This is a genomic window from Hoyosella sp. YIM 151337, assembly GCF_026041215.1.
Lineage (GTDB): Bacteria > Actinomycetota > Actinomycetes > Mycobacteriales > Mycobacteriaceae > Hoyosella.
Genome location: NZ_JAPEIQ010000030.1, coordinates 234,992 through 252,691, shown reverse-complemented (window position 1 = coordinate 252,691; position 17,700 = coordinate 234,992). Strand labels below are relative to the sequence as shown.

General features: G+C 62.2%; 19 protein-coding genes. 10 read left to right on the top strand and 9 right to left on the bottom strand.

The genetic code is table 11. The features are described from left to right. Positions 1–33: 33 nt before the first annotated feature. The 4 genes from rplI to rpsF all read right to left on the bottom strand — a co-directional run bounded on the left by rplI (position 34) and on the right by rpsF (position 1,678). Positions 34–489 (bottom strand): 50S ribosomal protein L9, encoded by a 456-nt coding sequence (gene rplI, locus ONR57_RS16180; RefSeq protein WP_265124540.1) that lies wholly within the window; start codon positions 487–489, stop codon positions 34–36. A 19-nt stretch (positions 490–508) separates the two neighbouring features. Further along, complete coding sequence (gene rpsR / locus ONR57_RS16175) at positions 509–745, bottom strand: 30S ribosomal protein S18 (protein WP_265124539.1); 237 nt, start codon at positions 743–745, stop codon at positions 509–511. Between the two features lie 49 nt (positions 746–794). After that, on the bottom strand, positions 795–1,307 hold the full coding sequence (locus ONR57_RS16170; protein WP_265124538.1) for a single-stranded DNA-binding protein: 513 nt from the start codon (positions 1,305–1,307) through the stop codon (positions 795–797). A gap of 83 nt (positions 1,308–1,390) precedes the next feature. Further along, positions 1,391–1,678 carry a 30S ribosomal protein S6 gene (gene rpsF, locus ONR57_RS16165; protein WP_265124537.1) on the bottom strand — a complete coding sequence of 96 codons (288 nt, stop codon included), beginning with the start codon at positions 1,676–1,678 and terminating at the stop codon, positions 1,391–1,393. 175 nt (positions 1,679–1,853) lie between these two features. On the opposite strand from rpsF, the gene ONR57_RS16160 reads away from it, so the two are divergent. The 6 genes from ONR57_RS16160 (at position 1,854) to ONR57_RS16135 (ending at position 7,580) form a co-directional block, all read left to right on the top strand. Next, complete coding sequence (locus ONR57_RS16160) at positions 1,854–2,645, top strand: deoxyribonuclease IV (RefSeq protein ID WP_265124536.1); 792 nt, start codon at positions 1,854–1,856, stop codon at positions 2,643–2,645. A gap of 32 nt (positions 2,646–2,677) precedes the next feature. Next, positions 2,678–4,015 (top strand): glycosyltransferase family 87 protein, encoded by a 1,338-nt coding sequence (locus tag ONR57_RS16155; protein ID WP_374116468.1) that lies wholly within the window; start codon positions 2,678–2,680, stop codon positions 4,013–4,015. Between the two features lie 82 nt (positions 4,016–4,097). Further along, positions 4,098–4,787, top strand: coding sequence for a response regulator transcription factor (locus ONR57_RS16150; RefSeq protein ID WP_265124587.1), 690 nt, complete (start codon positions 4,098–4,100; stop codon positions 4,785–4,787). A 9-nt stretch (positions 4,788–4,796) separates the two neighbouring features. Continuing rightward, a complete protein-coding gene (locus tag ONR57_RS23380) occupies positions 4,797–6,035 on the top strand; it encodes an ATP-binding protein (protein ID WP_265124534.1) in 1,239 nt (412 codons plus the stop codon). Continuing rightward, a complete protein-coding gene (locus tag ONR57_RS16140; RefSeq protein WP_265124533.1) occupies positions 6,028–7,098 on the top strand; it encodes a hypothetical protein in 1,071 nt (356 codons plus the stop codon). The genes ONR57_RS23380 and ONR57_RS16140 overlap by 8 nt, the downstream gene beginning before the upstream one ends. 152 nt (positions 7,099–7,250) lie before the next feature. Continuing rightward, the gene (locus ONR57_RS16135) at positions 7,251–7,580 is read left to right on the top strand and encodes a LuxR C-terminal-related transcriptional regulator (protein ID WP_265124532.1); all 330 of its coding nucleotides are present in this window, start codon (positions 7,251–7,253) and stop codon (positions 7,578–7,580) included. Here the strand turns inward: ONR57_RS16135 and ONR57_RS16130 are convergent, their stop codons facing one another. Further along, positions 7,581–8,222, bottom strand: a complete 642-nt coding sequence (locus ONR57_RS16130; protein ID WP_265124531.1) for a sigma factor-like helix-turn-helix DNA-binding protein — start codon at positions 8,220–8,222, stop codon at positions 7,581–7,583. It abuts the gene before it with no gap. Between the two features lie 331 nt (positions 8,223–8,553). Between ONR57_RS16130 and ONR57_RS16125 the strand changes: the two genes are divergently transcribed. Together ONR57_RS16125 and ONR57_RS16120 are read left to right on the top strand one after the other, a co-directional pair. Continuing rightward, positions 8,554–9,507: a proline dehydrogenase family protein gene (locus tag ONR57_RS16125; RefSeq protein ID WP_265124530.1), complete on the top strand. Its 954-nt coding sequence runs from the start codon at positions 8,554–8,556 to the stop codon at positions 9,505–9,507. Positions 9,508–9,573: 66 nt separating this feature from the next. Next, positions 9,574–10,485 (top strand): hypothetical protein, encoded by a 912-nt coding sequence (locus ONR57_RS16120; protein WP_265124529.1) that lies wholly within the window; start codon positions 9,574–9,576, stop codon positions 10,483–10,485. Here ONR57_RS16120 and ONR57_RS16115 read toward each other — a convergent pair. From ONR57_RS16115 to ONR57_RS16100, 4 genes are all read right to left on the bottom strand, one after another. After that, entirely contained in the window at positions 10,452–12,002 is a 1,551-nt protein-coding gene (locus ONR57_RS16115) for a glycosyltransferase family 87 protein (protein WP_265124528.1), read from the bottom strand. The two genes, ONR57_RS16120 and ONR57_RS16115, sit on opposite strands and share 34 nt — an antisense overlap. Positions 12,003–12,048: 46 nt before the next feature. Further along, positions 12,049–14,223 carry a transglycosylase domain-containing protein gene (locus ONR57_RS16110; protein ID WP_265124586.1) on the bottom strand — a complete coding sequence of 725 codons (2,175 nt, stop codon included), beginning with the start codon at positions 14,221–14,223 and terminating at the stop codon, positions 12,049–12,051. Between the two features lie 150 nt (positions 14,224–14,373). Beyond that, the gene (locus ONR57_RS16105) at positions 14,374–14,793 is read right to left on the bottom strand and encodes a DUF5318 domain-containing protein (RefSeq protein WP_265124527.1); all 420 of its coding nucleotides are present in this window, start codon (positions 14,791–14,793) and stop codon (positions 14,374–14,376) included. Between the two features lie 200 nt (positions 14,794–14,993). Further along, on the bottom strand, positions 14,994–15,428 hold the full coding sequence (locus tag ONR57_RS16100; RefSeq protein WP_265124526.1) for a hypothetical protein: 435 nt from the start codon (positions 15,426–15,428) through the stop codon (positions 14,994–14,996). Positions 15,429–15,946: 518 nt separating this feature from the next. Between ONR57_RS16100 and ONR57_RS16095 the strand changes: the two genes are divergently transcribed. Further along, on the top strand, positions 15,947–16,552 hold the full coding sequence (locus ONR57_RS16095; protein WP_265124585.1) for a PadR family transcriptional regulator: 606 nt from the start codon (positions 15,947–15,949) through the stop codon (positions 16,550–16,552). Further along, entirely contained in the window at positions 16,545–17,621 is a 1,077-nt protein-coding gene (locus ONR57_RS16090) for an inositol-3-phosphate synthase (RefSeq protein WP_265124525.1), read from the top strand. Before ONR57_RS16095 ends, ONR57_RS16090 begins: the two co-directional genes overlap by 8 nt. Positions 17,622–17,700 lie beyond the last annotated feature (79 nt).

Sequence of the window (17,700 nt, the reverse complement as noted above, 5' to 3'; positions counted from 1 at the left end):
ACTCCTGGGGCCAGCGAACGTGCGGCAGCTAGCTCAGCTAGCGGGTGTGATCTGAAGGTTGAGCTTCGCCGTCACCTGCGGGTGCAGCTGAACGGAGAAGGAGTACTTACCAACAGCCTTCAGGTGCGCCGAAGGAAGTTCGACGTTGCGGCGATCGACCGTGAGGCCACTTGCGGCCTTCAGTGCGTCGGCGACGTCAGCCGCGGTGACAGAGCCGAACAGCTTGCCACCTGCACCCGTGCGTACCGGCACGGTGAGGGAGCCGAGCTCCTCGAGCTTCTTCTGTGCGTCCTGAGCATTCTCGAGCTCGCGCGCCGCGCGTGATTCACGCGCCTTACGCAGCTCTTCAACCTGCTTTTCGGCGCCACGGGTGGCGCGAATCGCCAGGCCGCGGGGCAGCAGGTAGTTGCGGCCGTAGCCGTCTTTCACCTCGACGGTGTCGCCAGGAGCGCCGAGGTGCTCAACGTCAGCTGTGAGGATGAGCTTCATTCTGGTGTTCTCCCGTTCCTTAGCGTGCCGAAGAGGTGTACGGCAGCAAGGCCATTTCTCGTGAAACTTTTACTGCGGTCGCTACGTCCCGCTGATGCTGGACGCAGTTCCCTGTTACGCGACGGGCGCGAATCTTGCCGCGATCACTCACGAACTTCCGCAGCAACGTCGCATCCTTGTAGTTGATCTGCGATTCCGTGGACTTACAGAATGCGCAGACCTTCGTCTTTGCCGGGCGCACAAGCGCTTTAGACATAGTCGTTCTCCGTGTATTTCTGGTGCCTGTGATCAGACCCAGACCCTGCTCAGAATGGCGGTTCGTCATCCTGTGCAGCGAAGCCGCCGGCCGGAGGTGCGCTGCCCCAGGGGTCGCTGGCAGCCCCAGCCGAGGCACCACCGCCACTGGCACCGCCACCGAAGCCGCCACGGCCGCCTCCCTGGCCACCATCACTGCGTCCGGCCCTATTGACTTTCGCAGTGGCGTACCGCAGCGAGGGGCCCACTTCGTCGACTTCAAGCTCGATCACCGTGCGCTTCTCACCCTCACGGGTTTCGAAGCTGCGCTGACGCAAGCGCCCGCTCACGATGACGCGCATTCCCTTCTGCAGTGACTCCGCCACGTTCTCGGCCGCCTGCCGCCAGATGTTGCAGCGAAGGAACAGCGCTTCGCCGTCTTCCCACTGGCTTGTCTGGGCGTTGTACTTGCGCGGTGTCGACGCAACCGTGAAGGTTGCAACTGCAGCACCGGCAGGGGTGAAGCGAAGCTCTGGATCTGCGGTGAGGTTGCCAACCACCGTGATGACGGTGTCGCCTGCCATGAATCCTCCTGAAGTCGGCGGCCCCGCCACATGCCGTTACCGGCTGCAGGGCATTGGGTGCATTGGGTCCAGATCTGGATTAATCAGCTCGCGACCCGCATGACCTTGGTGCGCAGGACCGACTCGTTGAGTCCGAGCTGGCGGTCGAGCTCACTCACGGTTGCAGGCTCGGCCGTCACGTTGACGACTGCGTAGATGCCTTCGCTGTGCTTGTTGATTTCGTATGCCAGGCGGCGTTTTCCCCAGATGTCGACGTTGTCGATCGAGCCGCCACCCTGGCGGACCACATTGAGGAAAGTGTCGAGTGAAGGAGCAACGGTGCGCTCATCCAGACGCGGATCGAGAATCACCATCAGTTCGTATTGACGCACGGGACCACATCACCTCCTACGGGCTAAGTACGGCCACGGACGTTCCGTGGCAGGAGGGTCGTTACGTCAGTAACCCCCGCAAGTTACCAGTTCGACAGTCTGAAAGCGAATCAACACGGAGGCTCACGCGTACGGCGCGCCCGCCGGTGGCGGCGCTGTCGCTTACTCTTGATGCATGCGTATCGGTGCCCACGTCAGGGATGACGCTGACCCACTCGGCTCGGCTGAGCGCTACGGCGCAGAAGTAATCCAGCTCTTTGTCACGGACCCACAGAAATGGAACAAGCCGAAGCCGCACCCGCAGGCGGACCAGCTACGTGCGAGTTCGGTCGAGGTGGTCGTGCACTCGTCGTACGTCATCAATGTGGCCAGTCTCAATAACCGCATACGCATTCCTTCCCGCAAAGCGGTGCAACAGCAAGCGATTGCAGCGGCGGAAATCGGCGCGTTCGGGCTCGTGGTTCACGGCGGCCATGTCCGGCAGGGCGAGGACGTGTCCGAGGGCTTCGCGAACTGGCGCAAACTGTTCGAGCGGCAGGATGACGAGGGTGGATTCGCTGTTCCGATCCTGATCGAAAACACGGCGGGCGGTGACGCGGCCATGTCTCGATACTTCGATTCCATTGCCCGGCTTTGGGACCACGTCGGCGACTTCGGCGCAGGTTTTTGTCTTGATACGTGCCATGCGTGGGCGGCTGGCGAGCAGCTCGTCGACGCTGTCGAACGGATCAAAGCCATCACCGGACGCATCGATCTTGTCCACCTGAACAATTCACGTGACGAGTTCAATTCGGCGCGCGATCGCCACGCCAACCTCGCGGACGGATTGATCGATCCGCAGCTGCTTACCGAAGTCGTCAGGCAGGCCGATGCCCCGGTGGTGCTCGAGACACCAGCGGAGGGAATCACGGCAGACATCGCTTACGTGCGCGAGGCCCTCGCGCCCTCACCGTCAGCCAGCAACTAGGCTGCATCAATTCGTATGCGAGGAGTTACGTGTTGATGTCAGCTGTGCGCAGGCACCTACCGTTGATCGCGGTGGTGCTGGCCGCCTTCTCCTTGGTGCTGGCCTACCTGAATAAGGCGCGCTGCACAGGTCCGGTCTTCAGCGACTACGGACGCAGCGAGAACTTCGATATCTACAAAAACCAGATCGTGTGCTACTCCGACATCCAGCTTCTCTGGCTGGGGCGGGACATCGATCGCCACGTCTTCCCGTTCATCCACGGAGGTATCTCACCGGACGGACACCTGTTTGGCGGCACCGTTGAGTACCCCGTGTTATCCGGAGTCCTGATGTGGCTCGGCGCGATCCCGGCGTCGAACGACGCGGAGTTTCTCTTCTACTCAGCGCTGCTGCTGAGCCCGTTCGCGCTCGCCACAGCATGGATGCTTGCGAAACTCGGCGGACATCGCGTCCTTCTCTTCGTGGCTACGCCGGCGCTCATTCTGTACGGCTTCCACAACTGGGAACTACCGGTGGTGTTCACCGCAGTTGCCGCGATTTTTGTCGTGACGATGGCGCAGTCGTGGAGTATTCGCACACGCGGTGTCGCAGGTGCGGTGTTGCTGGGAATTGGCACGTGCCTGAAATTGTATCCCGGAATTTTCGTTCTGCCGTTGGCACTTTACGTCCTCACAGAGGGCAAGAAACGAAACGGCCACTGGGACTTTCGTGGCGCTTTCGCCGTGGCTGGCGCGGCCGTCTCGACTGTCCTGGCGATAAATGCACCATTCGCGCTAGCCGGTTTCGAAGGATGGCGCGCATCATTCGAATTTCAATCACTTCGCAGGGCGGACATCACCACCAATTCAATTTGGTACTGGGGTCTGCGTCCGCGAATCGATGACGTCACCGAATACGACGCCATCGTGGACATGCTGTCGCCGGCGCTGATACTCGCTTCGTTTGCCGTCGCGACTGCGGTGGGCTGGTGGATATACCGGCGCAGCGGCACCTTCCCCTGGGTCGGCGTATCAGGCGCTATGCTGTGCGGTTTCCTGCTGTTCCATAAGGTGCACTCTCCGCAGTTCGCCCTGTGGCTCATCCCCTTCTTCATCCTGCTCCGCGTGCCGTGGCAACTCATCGGTGCGTATCTGCTGGCAGATATTGCGGTCGGAATCGGCGTATTCCGGTATTTCTACGACCTCGGCGCGGGGATCGATCCGGCCGGAGGATCTGAACTCATCACCCAGGTCGGAGTTTGGGGCCGGGCGGCGGGTCTCGTGCTATTCTTCGCCTTCTTCCTGCGCGCGTCTTACGTTCCCGACGAAAAAAGGCCCAACGTCCCCGCGGAGAATCCGCTTAACTCGTATAGCCCCGTCCGAAATACCTGATCCTTCGCGCTTTGCAACGTAGTACCATCGTTTGTTTGAATGACTGTGGGAGGCGTTGCGTGCGGCGCAGCGGGAGGTAATGATGTCGGCGATTTCTGAAGATGCACCCGAGGAGGGTCGGCCCGAGCCTCGACGAATCGGGCTTGTGGAGGATCACGAGTCTGTGGCAATTGGGCTTGCAACGATTTTGGCCGACTACCCCGACCTCAATCTGGTCGCGGCCGCACGCACCGTGCAGGACTTGCTAGAGGAGCCACACGATCTCGATCTCGTCGTTCTTGATTTGCGGCTTGGTGATGGCTCGTCGCCCAAGAGTAACGTGAGCAGCCTTCATGAACGCGGACTCAAGGTCCTGGCGTTTACCGGGGCAGAAAACCCGTACCTGGTTCGTTCCGCCGCGCGGGCGGGGGTGCTTGGCGTGGTACGGAAATCCGAGCCTGCAGCAGCTGTTGTTGATGCGATCCGTTGTGCCGCTGCAGGCGGACAAGTCGTGACCACCGACTGGGCGGCAGCAATCGACGGCGATCCGCGCTTACCTGACGTTGGCTTGAGCCCGCGTCAGCAAGAAGTCCTCGCTCTGTATGCCTCCGGCGAGAAGGCAACTCGCGTCGCGCACCTCACAGGCCTGGCGGAACAAACCGTCTACGACTATCTGGCGCGCATCCGCCAAAAATACGCGGAGGCCGGTCGCCCCGCACCCACGAAAACCGATCTATTCAAGAGGGCGGTCGAAGACGGCTGGCTCCCCGTGCCAGAGCACCCCGATTCCTAGGGGGCCACAGTGTCGACCGCGGTACTCAGCCGCCCCTCGAGTGGCCGCACACCTGACGGCGACTACCCCGCAGCGCGCGCGGCCTACAACAAGGTGTTCCGCACGTTCGCGCTGGTTGTCGGGATTGCCGGGGTTAGCCTGGGCGCCCTCAATCATGCCCGTGTGGCCCGTGAGACCGAACTACTGCCATTATGGTGGAGCATCCCAGCCCTCGCAGCCGTGTTCGCGACGGCTCTGATACTCGCTGTTACAGCATATTTCGCGCCCGAGCGGTTCCTCTGTGCCGTCCTGCGCGTGCACTCAATCGGTTACGTCCTGGCGATGGTCACGTGGCCGCTCGCGTATTCCGGCCCGCCGATCGACGATTTCGGCTCCTGGCTGTGGTCGGTCAATGCGGTTGCCGCCACGGTGTCCGCCATTGCCTGGGCGCCGCGCATCGCGCTGCCATACCTCGCACTCGTCCCCGCTGGCAGCGTCTTGCTCAACGCATACGGTGGCGCCGGCATCGACTGGGGAATCGTCTTCGAAGACATAGCTATGGCCGCCACTGCCGCCACGGTGTTCGTGTCGATGGCCATGATCGGACTTAACACGGGCAGCCGCCTTGACGAAATCAAGGCGAGCGCCCAGGCCCGGGCCGCCAAAGCAGCGGCCGCTGCGGCGCGTAACCAGGAACGTGAACGAATCGACGGCCTGATCCATGATGGCGTCATCTCGACGCTGCTCAATGCGTCACAGGGCGGTGATACGGTGATCCTCGCGCGCCAATCACGGCGCACCCTTGACCACATCGACCGCCTCCGTGCTGGTCTCGAATCAGCTCAGCCATTCCGCGGCTCGGAGGCGATCGCGTATCTGCGGTCTGCGGCCACCGATATTTCCGAAGACACGCCCGTGTCGGTGGATGCCCCTCGAGACACTGAAACGTTCACCGTTCCGGCTGAGGTCGTGCGCGCTATCGGTGCAGGCCTGGCGGAAGCGCTTACGAACAGCCTGCGCCATGCTGATGTGCCAGGGCGCCAGACCGATCGCTGGGTAGTGATCTCGGTTTTTCCAGAACGGGTGCGGGTGACTGTACATGACAACGGAAGAGGCTTCGATCCACGCTCCGTGCCTGCTGACCGGTTGGGCCTCACGGTGAGCATCCGGGGGAGAATGGACCGTGTCACCGGTGGAACGGCGCGGGTGGAGAGCACGCCCGGTGGCGGAACGAACATCACGCTGCAGTGGCGGAGCAGCGATGATTGACGACCCTTTCCGGCACCGCGATATTCCCGCGATCCTCGGCCTGCGCAGTTCCGCCGCGTGGACCGTTGTCGTTTTCGTGGTTGCAGCATACGTCGTGGTCGCAGTTCGAAACTCGGAGATCCTGCCTTATCCCATCGTTGCCGCACTGGCCATTGTTTCGATCGCGGCTGGTGGTTTCGCGCTTGTCTTCGCGAAAAGCGACCCGCTGCCGCTCAGCGTCGCACTGGCACTGAGCGCGATCGGGCCCGTGTTTGCGGTGCTGTATTCGGTACAGATTGAGCCCGGCGAGCTTCGCTCTAGTGCAACCTGGTACGTCAACGCAGTGACCTTCATAATTTGCTTCACGGCGCTGCGCGGACGGATCCTGCTGGCCTGGCTCAGCATGGGGTCGATGGCGGCGGTGCTCACGTGGTGGGGCGTCCATCACGGCGAGGGCTTCGATTTTGGCTTCTGGCGGACAATCTTCTCTGCGAATCTGCTCCTTCTAGCGACGATTCTCGCGTTCACTATGCGGCCAGTCGCACGCACGATTTTCGCGCTTCAGGAAGGGGCTCTCCAGCGTGCCGCCGAACAAGCGTCCACCACCGCGATCCTGGAAGAACGTGATCAGCGCCTGCAGCGCCTCGATGACTTGGTCCGCCCGCTCCTTGAGCGCATCGCGTCAGGGGAGCCATTGAGTGCAGCGGAACGTGAAGAGTGCAGACTGATCGAAGGGCAGTTACGCGACTCCTTGCGTGCCCGCAGCCTGGCCGTTTCACCGATACAGCGCTCTGCGAAGGACGCGCGGCGGCGCGGTGTCGACGTGGTGCTACTCGATGACGGCGGACTATCGGGCGCCAGCACTGAGACGGTGTCCCGAGTTCGCGGCACGATCAGCAGCACCCTCGACAATGCCAGGGAGGGCCGCGTGACAGCGCGGGTACTCCCAGTCGGCCGCGAAACGGTAGCGACCATACTCAGCACAAGCAACGAATACACAACTCGCATCACGATCGACCGTCACGGCGAAACAGTCATGAATAGTGAGCGAACCGCTGCCTCGAACATTGTGCCGCAGGCATAACCCGCATATCGGTATTCCAGTCCGCCCCTAGTTCTATGGGCACCAAAATTGGGGGATTTCCTGCGGATCAACCCTCACTTAAGGTCGACATCATCGGGAGTGATGCGTCTGTCTCTTCCGGCTCGGCTGACACCAGTGAAGTGAGGATGACGATGACTCCCTCATCACCCGCGCACCATGCTCCCGTGTGGAAGCGTGCTGCCCCTGGCCATCCGCGGCACCTGGCACTCGTAGACCTCGTGCGTCCGAGTCATAAGCGCCCAGCTTTGTCGCCTCGCGAGGTCGAAGTCCTGCGCGCATGGTTTGCGAGCGACTCGAAGACGACAGTGGCCGCGAACCTGGCTGTGTCACTCGGCACCGTGAACACACATCTGTCACGTGTGCGCTCGAAGTACGCTGCGGTTGGCCGTGCCGCGCCCACCAAGGCAGCTCTGGTTGCGCGGGCTCTCCAAGACGGCCTGATCGACCTCGACGAACTGTAACTACCATCGGCTGCGGCAGGGGCACGGGATTAGCCCGTCCTCCAGCGCGCACCGCAGCAAACCGATCTTTCCATCTGCGGGCCGGCCAGCGGCTATGTACTTGGCACGCGCACGGTCCAGGTGTGTCGACACGGTCGTCGGAGCGACACCCAGTTCGGTGGCGACCTCTCGCACCGTCATTCCCATCGCGTAGGCAACAACAGCGTCCTTCTCTCGCGCCGAGAGTTGCGGGGCAGGGCCGCGCGGACCCTCATCGGCCGGTCCGATGAGTCGCTCTACCGTGGTGACCACAGCATTTGTGTCCATCGAGTATTGCAGCCACACCGCGTTCGGGATGGTGCTCACCATGTCTGGATCTCGCGGACCGAGCACGACCACCGGGGCTGCCTGCGATACCAGGGAGCGGTACCGATCGGCATCCCGGCCGCCCCCAACCACGCGGAAAAATACCAGGTCAACCCGGTGAGTTCCGTTCCGTGGCGTCAACGCGACTACTTGATAACCACGCTCCCGCAACAATGCGGCGAGTGCGTCGTCAAGGAAGTCGCCCCGCCCCGCGATACCGATCCATTTCCCAGCGACAACAGGCCCGCCGACGGCCACCACTTCCGAACCCCCTTGGCCATGGATCACTGCCACCATCACAACCCCACTCCCCGCGATGCCAGACACTGTACGAGCGCACACGCCTGGCACCCCTCCCTGCATTGAACTGCAGGGCCGGCCTGGGGACAATCCCGCAAATCTGCTGTCGTACAAATGACCGACGCTGACCTCAGGGGGAGCTTTCAGCGCCTGCGTCGACAAGGTCGCCCGCGTGACCGGCCGGGGTGCACGACCTCACGGGCGGACGCCCTGAAAGAATCGCGGGACGTTCGGCCTGCACCCGAGAACAGTGAGGAATACCATAGGGATCGAATCAGAAATTTAATATCAGCCAACCGGAATACAAGATACATCAGGGGTAATTGCAATGCTCCGCCGTTTTTTACTCTCCGCCGTCGACTCACCAGGCATCCGGCGCTTTACCGAAAACAGCCGGATGGCGAGGCCACTTGTCGACCGGTTTATCGCTGGCGAATCGTTTGAAGACGCGCTGCCCGTCGTTCGCGATCTCGCACAGGACCGCTGCGTGAGCCTGGATCACCTCGGAGAGTTAACAACAGACGACTCCATCGTTCGGGACTCCGTAGACATCTACAGAGAAGTGCTTGGCAAGCTCTCTGCGGAAGGGCTCTCGAGGCGCGTCGAACTGTCCGTCAAACTGTCCTCACTCGGTTCCGCTCTTACCCGGGACGCGTTTCCCGCCACGCTCGCCGCAGCGCAGGAGATTTGTGCGGCCGCGGAGGCCGCAGGGACGTTCGTGACCGTCGATATGGAGGGTGCGGGGACCACCGACCTCACGCTCTCCATAGTCCGTGAACTGCGGCGCGACTTCCCGCAAACTGGCCTCGTCCTTCAGGCCCATTTACACAGGACGGAAACAGACTGCCGCGAGTTCGCGAACGCCGGTGCGCGGGTACGGCTATGTAAAGGGGCGTACCAGCATCCCTCGTCCGCGGTCTACGCCACGCGAGACGAGATCCGCGAATCCTACCGGCGCTGCCTTTCGATTCTCATGTCGTCCGAAGCGTACCCAATGGTCGCAACTCACGATCCGGTGCTGATCAACACGGCAACCCAGCTCGCGGAGCGTACGAAATGCGGCGGCAACGACTTCGAGTACCAGATGTTCTACGGCATCAGGCTGAATGAGCAGGCGCGGCTGGCCGAATCTGGAGCCAAGCTGAGGGTCTACGTACCCTTTGGCACGGAGTGGTATCCCTACTTCATGCGCCGCCTCGCGGAGCACCCGTCGAACCTTTTTCTCCTTATGCAAGGCGAAGCCGCTGCGGGACCTCGTCCCGCCCGTACACACCCCAGCTGATACCAGCCCCACCCTCCATACCGGTGATAATGTGATCTAGGACACATTCTTGTGTAAGGAGGTGGGTTGGCGGTGATGCATGGCACTGTGAGCGTTCCAGTGTCGCGCTGCCGGTCCTGCCTCTCAGCAGGCCGGCGCATTGCCGCCCTCGTGGTTATGGCGATCGCTGCTGGACTGCTTGTACACGTCTCGTCCCCCGCCGAAGCACAAACCGAGCCAGCCGTCTCAATTCCCCGTGACGTGCTCAGCGCGGCGGTCGCGTGCCGCGCTGAGCCATCAGCGCCAACGGTTGACCGGCCCGAGCCGGTCCTGGTTGTGTCGCGGCCAAACGCCATAACGAGCCCCGACCTGATAACCGCACTGGTGAAAGCTGGGCACACGGTGTGCGCCCTTCGCATCCCATCTGCTCATGCCTCGGCTGATGATGCCGCGCAGTACGTCGTCAATGCGATCGAGGCAATGGCGGGAGTCTACGGCGGCCGGATCAGCGTTGTGGGGTATGACGAGGGTGCCACTGTGGCCCTGGGGACCCTGCACACCTGGCCGTCCGCCGCCGCTCTCGTTCGCACGATCGTCAGCATCGCGCCGCGATTTGCGCTGCCCCTGCCCCTGGCGCCGGACCCAAACCCGATCACCGCCTGGTATGCGAAATTTAGCGCAAGCGAACTTCCAGCGGGTCCCAATTACGTTGCGGTGCTGAACAACAATGACGCTCGCAATCTTGCCGGGCAGGTTCCTGTCCCCGGCGTTAGCCGTGGTCATCTGCGCGACATGACAATTCTTGCAGTCCAGGATCCGTGCCCACTCGATCCTCCGGAGCGCCGAGTTCTCGACTCGGTGCTCGGTGACCCACCCCAGCTTCCCGCTGAACCCGTGTTCAGTCTCGCCTACGATCCCGTCGCGCAACATTTGACGATTGCCGCGCTCGAAGGCACGCCGACGGCCTACCCTGCTGGCTGCCCCGCGGCGGACAGCTGACCTTCGCTTCCTCGCTGCGCACCTCGCGGCCGCAAGAACGGGGGCAGCCAGCTCGGCACGCGATCGGGTTGTCCCGCCAGCGGCCCGCCGACCGGATCGTCGACACCGTGCTGACGGACGAGATCCTCTCCCGGCCGATAAATCTGGCGGATGATCAGCACGCAGAGAACAACGACGGCGATGTCCCTCACAGCCACCGTCGCAGTAAACCATTGCTCCGGGAGGCCCTTGTTCGCGATCCCGTGGTAGTACATCATCCGGGGCGCCCACACCAGCGCGTCAATCACCATCCACGTAAGCAGAATCCGAACATGCGGAAGTGCGAGTACCGCCAGTGGGACGAGCCACAGCGAATATTGCGGGCTCCACACTTTGTTCGTTAACAGGAAGCCCGCAACGAGCAGGAAGCACAACTGTGCCACCCGCGGGCGGCGCGGCGCGGTCAGCGCAAGGTAACCCACCCCGACACACACCAGGGCAAACAGCCCAAGCGTCACAACGTTCAGTATTGACGGGCTTTCACCTGCGGCGAGTGGACCGTCGAACCCTTGCCACCCAGTAAACGACCGGATGACGTTGTAGATTGAATCGGGATCCATGTGACGTTCGCTGTTCAGGCGGAAGAACTCGTACCAGCCGTCCCAATTCACCAACGCGATCGGCACGTTGACTAGCAGCCAGGTCGCAACTGTTGTCGCAGTGGCCTGCACCCAGGAGCGGATTGTTGCCGACCGCACTGCCAGTACCAGCAACGCGCCCAGGATGAAGAGCGGATACAGCTTCGCGGCTGTGCCCAACCCGATCAGCAGCCCGGCGAGCATCGGCTTCTTCCGCGACCAGGCGAGCAGACCTGCAGCGGCGAACCCCGTGGCGATCGCATCGAAATTCGTGAATAGGTGCACCACAACGAGCGGCGAAATCGCCACCAGAGCCGCGTCCCACACACGCCGGCCCGCGAGCATCGCCGTCGCCCATACCGTCACCAGCCAGAACAGCGCGAGACCCAGCGCGACCACATTGAAGTACACGACCACCGGCAGCGCGCCTGGGAGAAGACCGTGTCTTGCTCCTTCTGACCACACGCTGCCCAGCGCGGCGGCCGCGTATTGGTAGAGCCCGGTAAGAACCGGGTACTCCATGTAGCGGGTACTGACGGAACCGTCGGCAGCTTCAGTCTCGATGGTCGTGCGGTACGGAAACGCCAATTCGTTCAGGCGATGCACTCCGTACAGCGGGACAGTATCGGAATAGCACATCGCCACGTACTGGCGCCCGTCACGCCAGTCGATGATAGGCGCGCCGTCCGCACCTCCTGGATACTGCTGAATGCATGCCGCCTTGCCGAGCCAGCCGAGCGCTACCGCGACGAGTGCGAGCAGCAGGATGACACGAAGCGGTGTGAAGAAGCGCGCCCGCCCGATCACCGCATGCTTGCCCACCGGGCCGCCAATGACGGAACTGAGCTGACGGACGGTGGGGTCGGACCGGCTCGGTAATTCACGCTCAGCTTCGGTCAAGCTGACTGAATCTGAGTGCGAGGCTGACACGCTGATAGAGCCGCCGCTACGCGCCGCTAGTTGTCACGACAGGCTCGGGAGTAGCGGTAGCTTCACCCTGGCCCGCGGGGTTGCGGCCCGTTGCGGGTCCGGTTCCGCCGCCGGCACCCGGAGGAGGACCGCCATTCCCCGCGCCCGGATCGTCACCGGGGGCGTCACCTGGGCCTGGCTCCTCAGGTGCCCCACCGTTGTTTCCACCGGGAATAGGGATTTCGACGGTGAGGCCCGGCGCGATCTCGATCGTGGCAGTGCTCGGCGGCTCAGTCGTTTCTTCGGGTTCGGTGGTCTCGGTCGGCTCGGGCTCTTCGGTCTCGGTGGGCGGCACGTACACCGGCACACCTGCGACACCACCAATCGGCTCCGGGGTGGGGAACGACTCCCACTCCGTGTTGATCAAGGCGGCATCCATGGTGTTCTTCCAGATTGTCGAGGGAATGCCCGATCCATAGATTTGCCCGCCCCACGCGTTCAGCAGCGGGTCACCATCGTTTGTGCCAACCCACACGGCGGTCGACAGTGATGGCGTATATCCCACCATCCACGCATCGCGGTTGTAACCAGTGTCCCCGAGCTGGGTGGTACCGGTCTTCGCCGCGGAGGGGCGGCCCCCCGCGAGGGAGTTTCCGTTCGAGTAGGCGGCGATCGGCTCCATCGCTGACGTCGTATTATCAGCCACCGCGGCCCGCAGGCGACGCTCACCGTCCTGGTTGCCGCGATCAAATAACACGGTGCCGTCAGCAGTCACGACACGCTCGACGAAGTGGGGATCGTGATAGACACCGGACGCGGCGAGCGTCGCGTACGACGACGCCATGTCAATCGGCCGAACCTGGTACTGGCCGAGCACGATGCCATTGTTCGGTGGAGCGCCATTCTCAGTCAGCGCCTCCCCACCGAGTCCGGGAATCTCGCGCGGAATACCCGCTTTGTGCGCAGCTTCCTTGACGTCGACCGGTCCCCGATCGAGAGAGAGCATCAGCCGATAGAACGACGTGTTGAGGGAACGCATTAGGGCTTCCGCGATGGTGCAGCGCCCGCAACTTTCGTTTCCGACGTTCCGGATCGTAATGCCATGCATATTCAACGGGCTGCTGTCATACGGCTGGGTCACAGGGATGCCCTGGTCCAGCGCGGCGACCAGCCCAAAGACTTTGAAGGTCGACCCAGTCTGCAGCGGTGCCTGCGCGTAGTCGTAACCAGCACCGTCGGTACCGCCGTAGTAGGCCTTGACCGCGCCGCTTCGCGGGTCGATCGATACCACTGCGGTCCGCAGGTTATCGGGCTGTCCCGACAGGCCGTTCTGCGCCGCACGAACCGCGCCATCCTGGGCTGTCGAGTCGATTGTGGTGGTGATCTGCAGACCCTCGGTGTTCAGCGTTTGCTCGGTGATCCCCAGCGAATACAGCTCATCGATCACCCGCGACCGGATGAGCCCGTTCGGGCCAGGGGTTGCGCCGGACTCCGCCAGTTCCTCAATCGAGCGATACGCGGGGTACTGGGCGTTCGCTCGGGCCTCCGGGTCTAGCGCACCAATCTCCACCATGCCGTCAAGGACGTAGTTCCAGCGCTGCTCGGCGATTTCTGGGTTCTGCGCGGGGTCGAGACGTGACGGCTGCTGAATAGTCGCAGCGAGTACCGCACCTTCTTCGGGGGTGAGTTCATTCACCGGCTTGCCAAAGTAGGCCTGTGCCGCAGACGCGATGCCATACGCATTGCGCCCGTAGTAGATGGTGTTCAAATACGCAACCAGGATGTCGTCTTTCGACCACTCCCGCGACATCTTCGTCGAGATCACCAACTCACGCATCTTGCGTACGAGTGTGCGGTCGGCGCCAACCAGCGCATTCTTGACGTACTGCTGGGTGATTGTCGAACCACCGCCGGCATCGTCCCGGCCTAAGACGTTGTCACGAACTGCACGGGCGAGACCTGTCACCGAGAAGCCCGGGTTGGTGTAGAAGTCGCGGTCTTCGGCGGCGATCACCGCGTTTCGGACATGCTCGGGAATCTGATCGATCGTGACCTCAACGCGGTTACCTTCCGGCGGGACGATCCGGGCAAGCTCGGATTCACCGTCGTTCATGAAGATCGTCGCCACCTGATTTGTGGGGATGTCTCCGGGACGCGGCACACTCGCTGCCACGTAGTACGCCATGAAGGTTCCGATGGGGAGGACAAGCATTACGACGAACGCAACCGCGATGAGACGCAAGATCAGGCCCTTACGTCCCCGCTTCGCAGGCGTCGCCGCTCCAGCTTGTCGCTTGCCAGCGGATCCACTTCTGGTCGAACTCACGATGAAACTCCAGTTCTCGCGGTCAGCGTTCGGCCGTCAATCACTGGCGGTCCGAGCGCTGCGACGCGTCCTTGCCGATCGCGATCGCCGCGGCGGAGCTTCACCAAGGACGTACGACTGCACAAGATGATTCCAGCTGCACGTGCGACATACCTCCACCACATGCACTGTGAACTCATCTTTCGTTTGTGCGAGCCGAACGATCTCGTCTTCGCTGCGCGCGGAGCCCGATACGGTTCCCAAACGGTCACCGAAGACCCAGGATACGAGCGTCAGCTGTTCCTTACGGCAAATCGGGCAGACCACAGGACTTGGCCGCCCATGGAATTTCGCCGCCCTTAATAGGTAAGGGCTGGCGTCACACACCTCAGCGACTCCGACCCGGCCGGCGAACACTTCAGCAAGGACGGAGCGGCGCTGGAGCGCGTAGTCCACGGTCTGCCGCTGCGATCGCACATAGACCAGAGTACGTGCGAGCTTCCGCGCATAGTGCGGCTGGTGGCGCAATTCGAAAATGCGACGGCCAGGTGACGCCGGACACGTGCCATCGCTGACGCGAGACGGTGGCCCAGAAAGCCGGAGTATCCGGACTCCCGAGCCACCGCCCTTATGCCTGCGCGCGCAGTGCAGCGCAGTCTGGCCGTTCCCGCGCCGGCTTAGTAGCCGGTGCCGCCCGTGCCGTCTTCGTCCGGCATGCCGGCGTCACCACCAGTTACACCGGCCTCGCTGATTGGCGTATCTTCCTCACCTTCCAGCGTGCACATGGCATCAATGGAAAGGAGCGCTGAATCGATTTCCGCTTCGCTCGGATCCTGCTGCCCCTCTTGCTGCAGGTAGTCGGCGACAGTCGTGCGCTGCTCCTCTGGATCCTGCTCGGCAAACTCGCCACATGTCGTGTCACCGCCCTGACCGAAGAAACCCTCCACTCCTTCGGTAGCGGTGTCACCCATTTCACCGAGGGTATCTCCGGTGTCATTGAAAACGTCTTGCTCGCCATTAGTACCGGCGGTGTCGTCACCACAGCCTGCTACTGCCAGAGCCGCTACTGCGCCGCACGCTGCAAAGACTACGCGGGGATTCTTTATTCTCATCCGGTCTCCTCATCTCGTTACGTGTATCTCCGCATGCACAAGTCAGGGCGACACAATGAAGCATTCGCCCGGACTTGTGCGCAACATACCGGAATAGCGCAGACAGTTAAACCACCGGCCGTTATTCGATTGGGGGCTAAGCGAATAGAAAGTGCCCTGAGGTGCATTTTTCGCGCAGCAGGATTATTCGTATTACGTCGGCGCGTCGCCGCTGCCGCATGTGCGTAGCAATTATTTATTAGCGCAAGCAGTTTGCGCTCAGCCAAAATTGGGCATGCCACTAGGCTGGCGCGCCGCGTTGCCAAACACCTCTGCGATGACCGCATCTACTAGCGAGGCCCACGCTCGGACGTGTGGAGCTTCTCGCTGACACATCGGCCACAACGGTAGTCAGGCAAGTCAGCCGTTACCGCGATACTGGCTATCTATATATCGGTGCGATACAGTTGAGCATCGCATCGCCACGTTCGATCGTGGCACTATTCAGGTCTGTTCCATGGGAGCCGAGGGAGGTGGCAGTGCTTGAGCTTGCGATTCTCGGCCTCCTCCAAGAAGCGCCTATGCACGGCTATGAGTTGCGCAAGCGGCTCACGGGGCTCCTCGGGCCTTTCCGGGCTTTCTCCTACGGCTCGCTATATCCGGCGCTGCGACGGATGCTTGCCGACGGGGTCATCGAGGAGGATCCAGAATCCGAGGGAACAGGGCTTCGGCGACGTGCCCGGCGGGTCTACGAGATCACTGAGAAGGGGCGCGGCCGATTCGCTGAGCTGGTAGCGGACACTGGCCCGCAAAACTACAGCGATGACGGATTCGGCGTGCACCTCGCCTTCTTCAGCCGCACACCGGCAGATGCCCGGCTGCGAATTCTCGAAGGGCGGCGCAGGCAAGTCGAAGAACGGCGGGAGGGGCTGCGGGAGGCCATCCGCCGCGCCACCAGCCAAGACCGATACACACGCCAGTTGCATCAGCTCTCCCTGGAATCCAGTGAAAGAGAAGTGCGCTGGCTGAACGAACTCATCACAGCCGAAGCCGGGGCCGCGGGCGAGCGCACACAGGCCGTCGCCCTTCCCGCCGAGCTATCCAGCGAGCTTCATCAGAAAGAAGGAGATCCCGAACATGGGTGACAACAAGGTACGCGTCGCTATCGCCGGCGTTGGCAACTGCGCCTCATCGCTGGTCCAAGGCGTCGAGTATTACAAGAATGCCGACGACAACTCGACAGTTCCCGGCCTCATGCATGTCCGCTTCGGCTCGTACCACATCAGCGACGTCGAGTTCGTCGCAGCGTTCGATGTGGATGCCAAGAAGGTCGGCGTTGACCTCGCCGAGGCAATTAACGCTAGCGAGAACAACACCATCAAGATTGCTGACGTTCCGCCTTCGGGCGTGATCGTGCAGCGTGGCCCGACTCTCGACGGACTGGGCAAGTACTACCGGGAAACGATCGACGAAGCTGACGCGGACGCCGTCGACGTGGTCCAGGCGCTTAAAGACGCGCAGGTAGACGTGCTGGTCTCGTACCTTCCGGTGGGTTCAGAGGAAGCGGACAAGTTCTACGCGCAGTGCGCGATCGACGCAGGAGTTGCTTTCGTCAACGCTCTGCCAGTCTTCATCGCATCCGACCCTGTGTGGGCACAGAAGTTCGAGGACGCCGGCGTCCCGATCGTAGGTGACGACATCAAGTCGCAGGTCGGCGCCACCATTACGCACCGCGTCATGGCGAAACTGTTCGAGGATCGCGGCGTCCAGCTCGACCGCACCATGCAGCTCAACGTCGGTGGCAACATGGACTTCAAGAACATGCTGGAGCGCGAACGGCTGGAATCGAAGAAGATCTCCAAGACGCAAGCCGTCACCTCCAACATCAAGCGCGAACTCGTCGCCAAAGACGTGCACATCGGACCGTCCGATTACGTCGGCTGGCTCGATGACCGCAAGTGGGCGTACGTTCGCCTCGAGGGCCGCGCGTTTGGTGACGTTCCGCTGAACCTTGAGTACAAGCTCGAGGTATGGGACTCGCCCAACTCGGCGGGCATCATCATCGACGCGGTTCGTGCCGCCAAGATTGCCAAGGACCGCGGCATTGGCGGACCAGTCTTCTCCGCGTCGTCATACCTGATGAAGTCACCGCCCAAGCAGCTCGCGGACGACATCGCACGCCAGCAGCTCGAAGATTTCATCGACGGCAAGTAAGCACCGCTGCCTCGCCATACGGGGGCTCAGTCCACGGACTGGGCCCCCGTTTGCTCTCCCAGAGGTATTTCTCTGCCGC

What these genes read in the sequence shown, in the direction of transcription:
- ONR57_RS16160 (WP_265124536.1), top strand. Translation starts at nt 1,854, where the DNA reads ATGCGTATCGGTGCCCACGTCAGGGATGACGCTGACCCACTCGGCTCG.
- ONR57_RS16100 (WP_265124526.1), bottom strand. Translation starts at nt 15,428, where the DNA reads ATGAGAATAAAGAATCCCCGCGTAGTCTTTGCAGCGTGCGGCGCAGTA.
- ONR57_RS16140 (WP_265124533.1), top strand. Translation starts at nt 6,028, where the DNA reads ATGATTGACGACCCTTTCCGGCACCGCGATATTCCCGCGATCCTCGGC.
- ONR57_RS16130 (WP_265124531.1), bottom strand. Translation starts at nt 8,222, where the DNA reads ATGGTGGCAGTGATCCATGGCCAAGGGGGTTCGGAAGTGGTGGCCGTC.
- rplI (WP_265124540.1), bottom strand. Translation starts at nt 489, where the DNA reads ATGAAGCTCATCCTCACAGCTGACGTTGAGCACCTCGGCGCTCCTGGC.
- ONR57_RS16150 (WP_265124587.1), top strand. Translation starts at nt 4,098, where the DNA reads ATGTCGGCGATTTCTGAAGATGCACCCGAGGAGGGTCGGCCCGAGCCT.
- ONR57_RS16135 (WP_265124532.1), top strand. Translation starts at nt 7,251, where the DNA reads ATGACTCCCTCATCACCCGCGCACCATGCTCCCGTGTGGAAGCGTGCT.
- rpsR (WP_265124539.1), bottom strand. Translation starts at nt 745, where the DNA reads ATGTCTAAAGCGCTTGTGCGCCCGGCAAAGACGAAGGTCTGCGCATTC.
- ONR57_RS16090 (WP_265124525.1), top strand. Translation starts at nt 16,545, where the DNA reads ATGGGTGACAACAAGGTACGCGTCGCTATCGCCGGCGTTGGCAACTGC.
- ONR57_RS16110 (WP_265124586.1), bottom strand. Translation starts at nt 14,223, where the DNA reads ATGCTTGTCCTCCCCATCGGAACCTTCATGGCGTACTACGTGGCAGCG.
- ONR57_RS16125 (WP_265124530.1), top strand. Translation starts at nt 8,554, where the DNA reads ATGCTCCGCCGTTTTTTACTCTCCGCCGTCGACTCACCAGGCATCCGG.
- ONR57_RS16170 (WP_265124538.1), bottom strand. Translation starts at nt 1,307, where the DNA reads ATGGCAGGCGACACCGTCATCACGGTGGTTGGCAACCTCACCGCAGAT.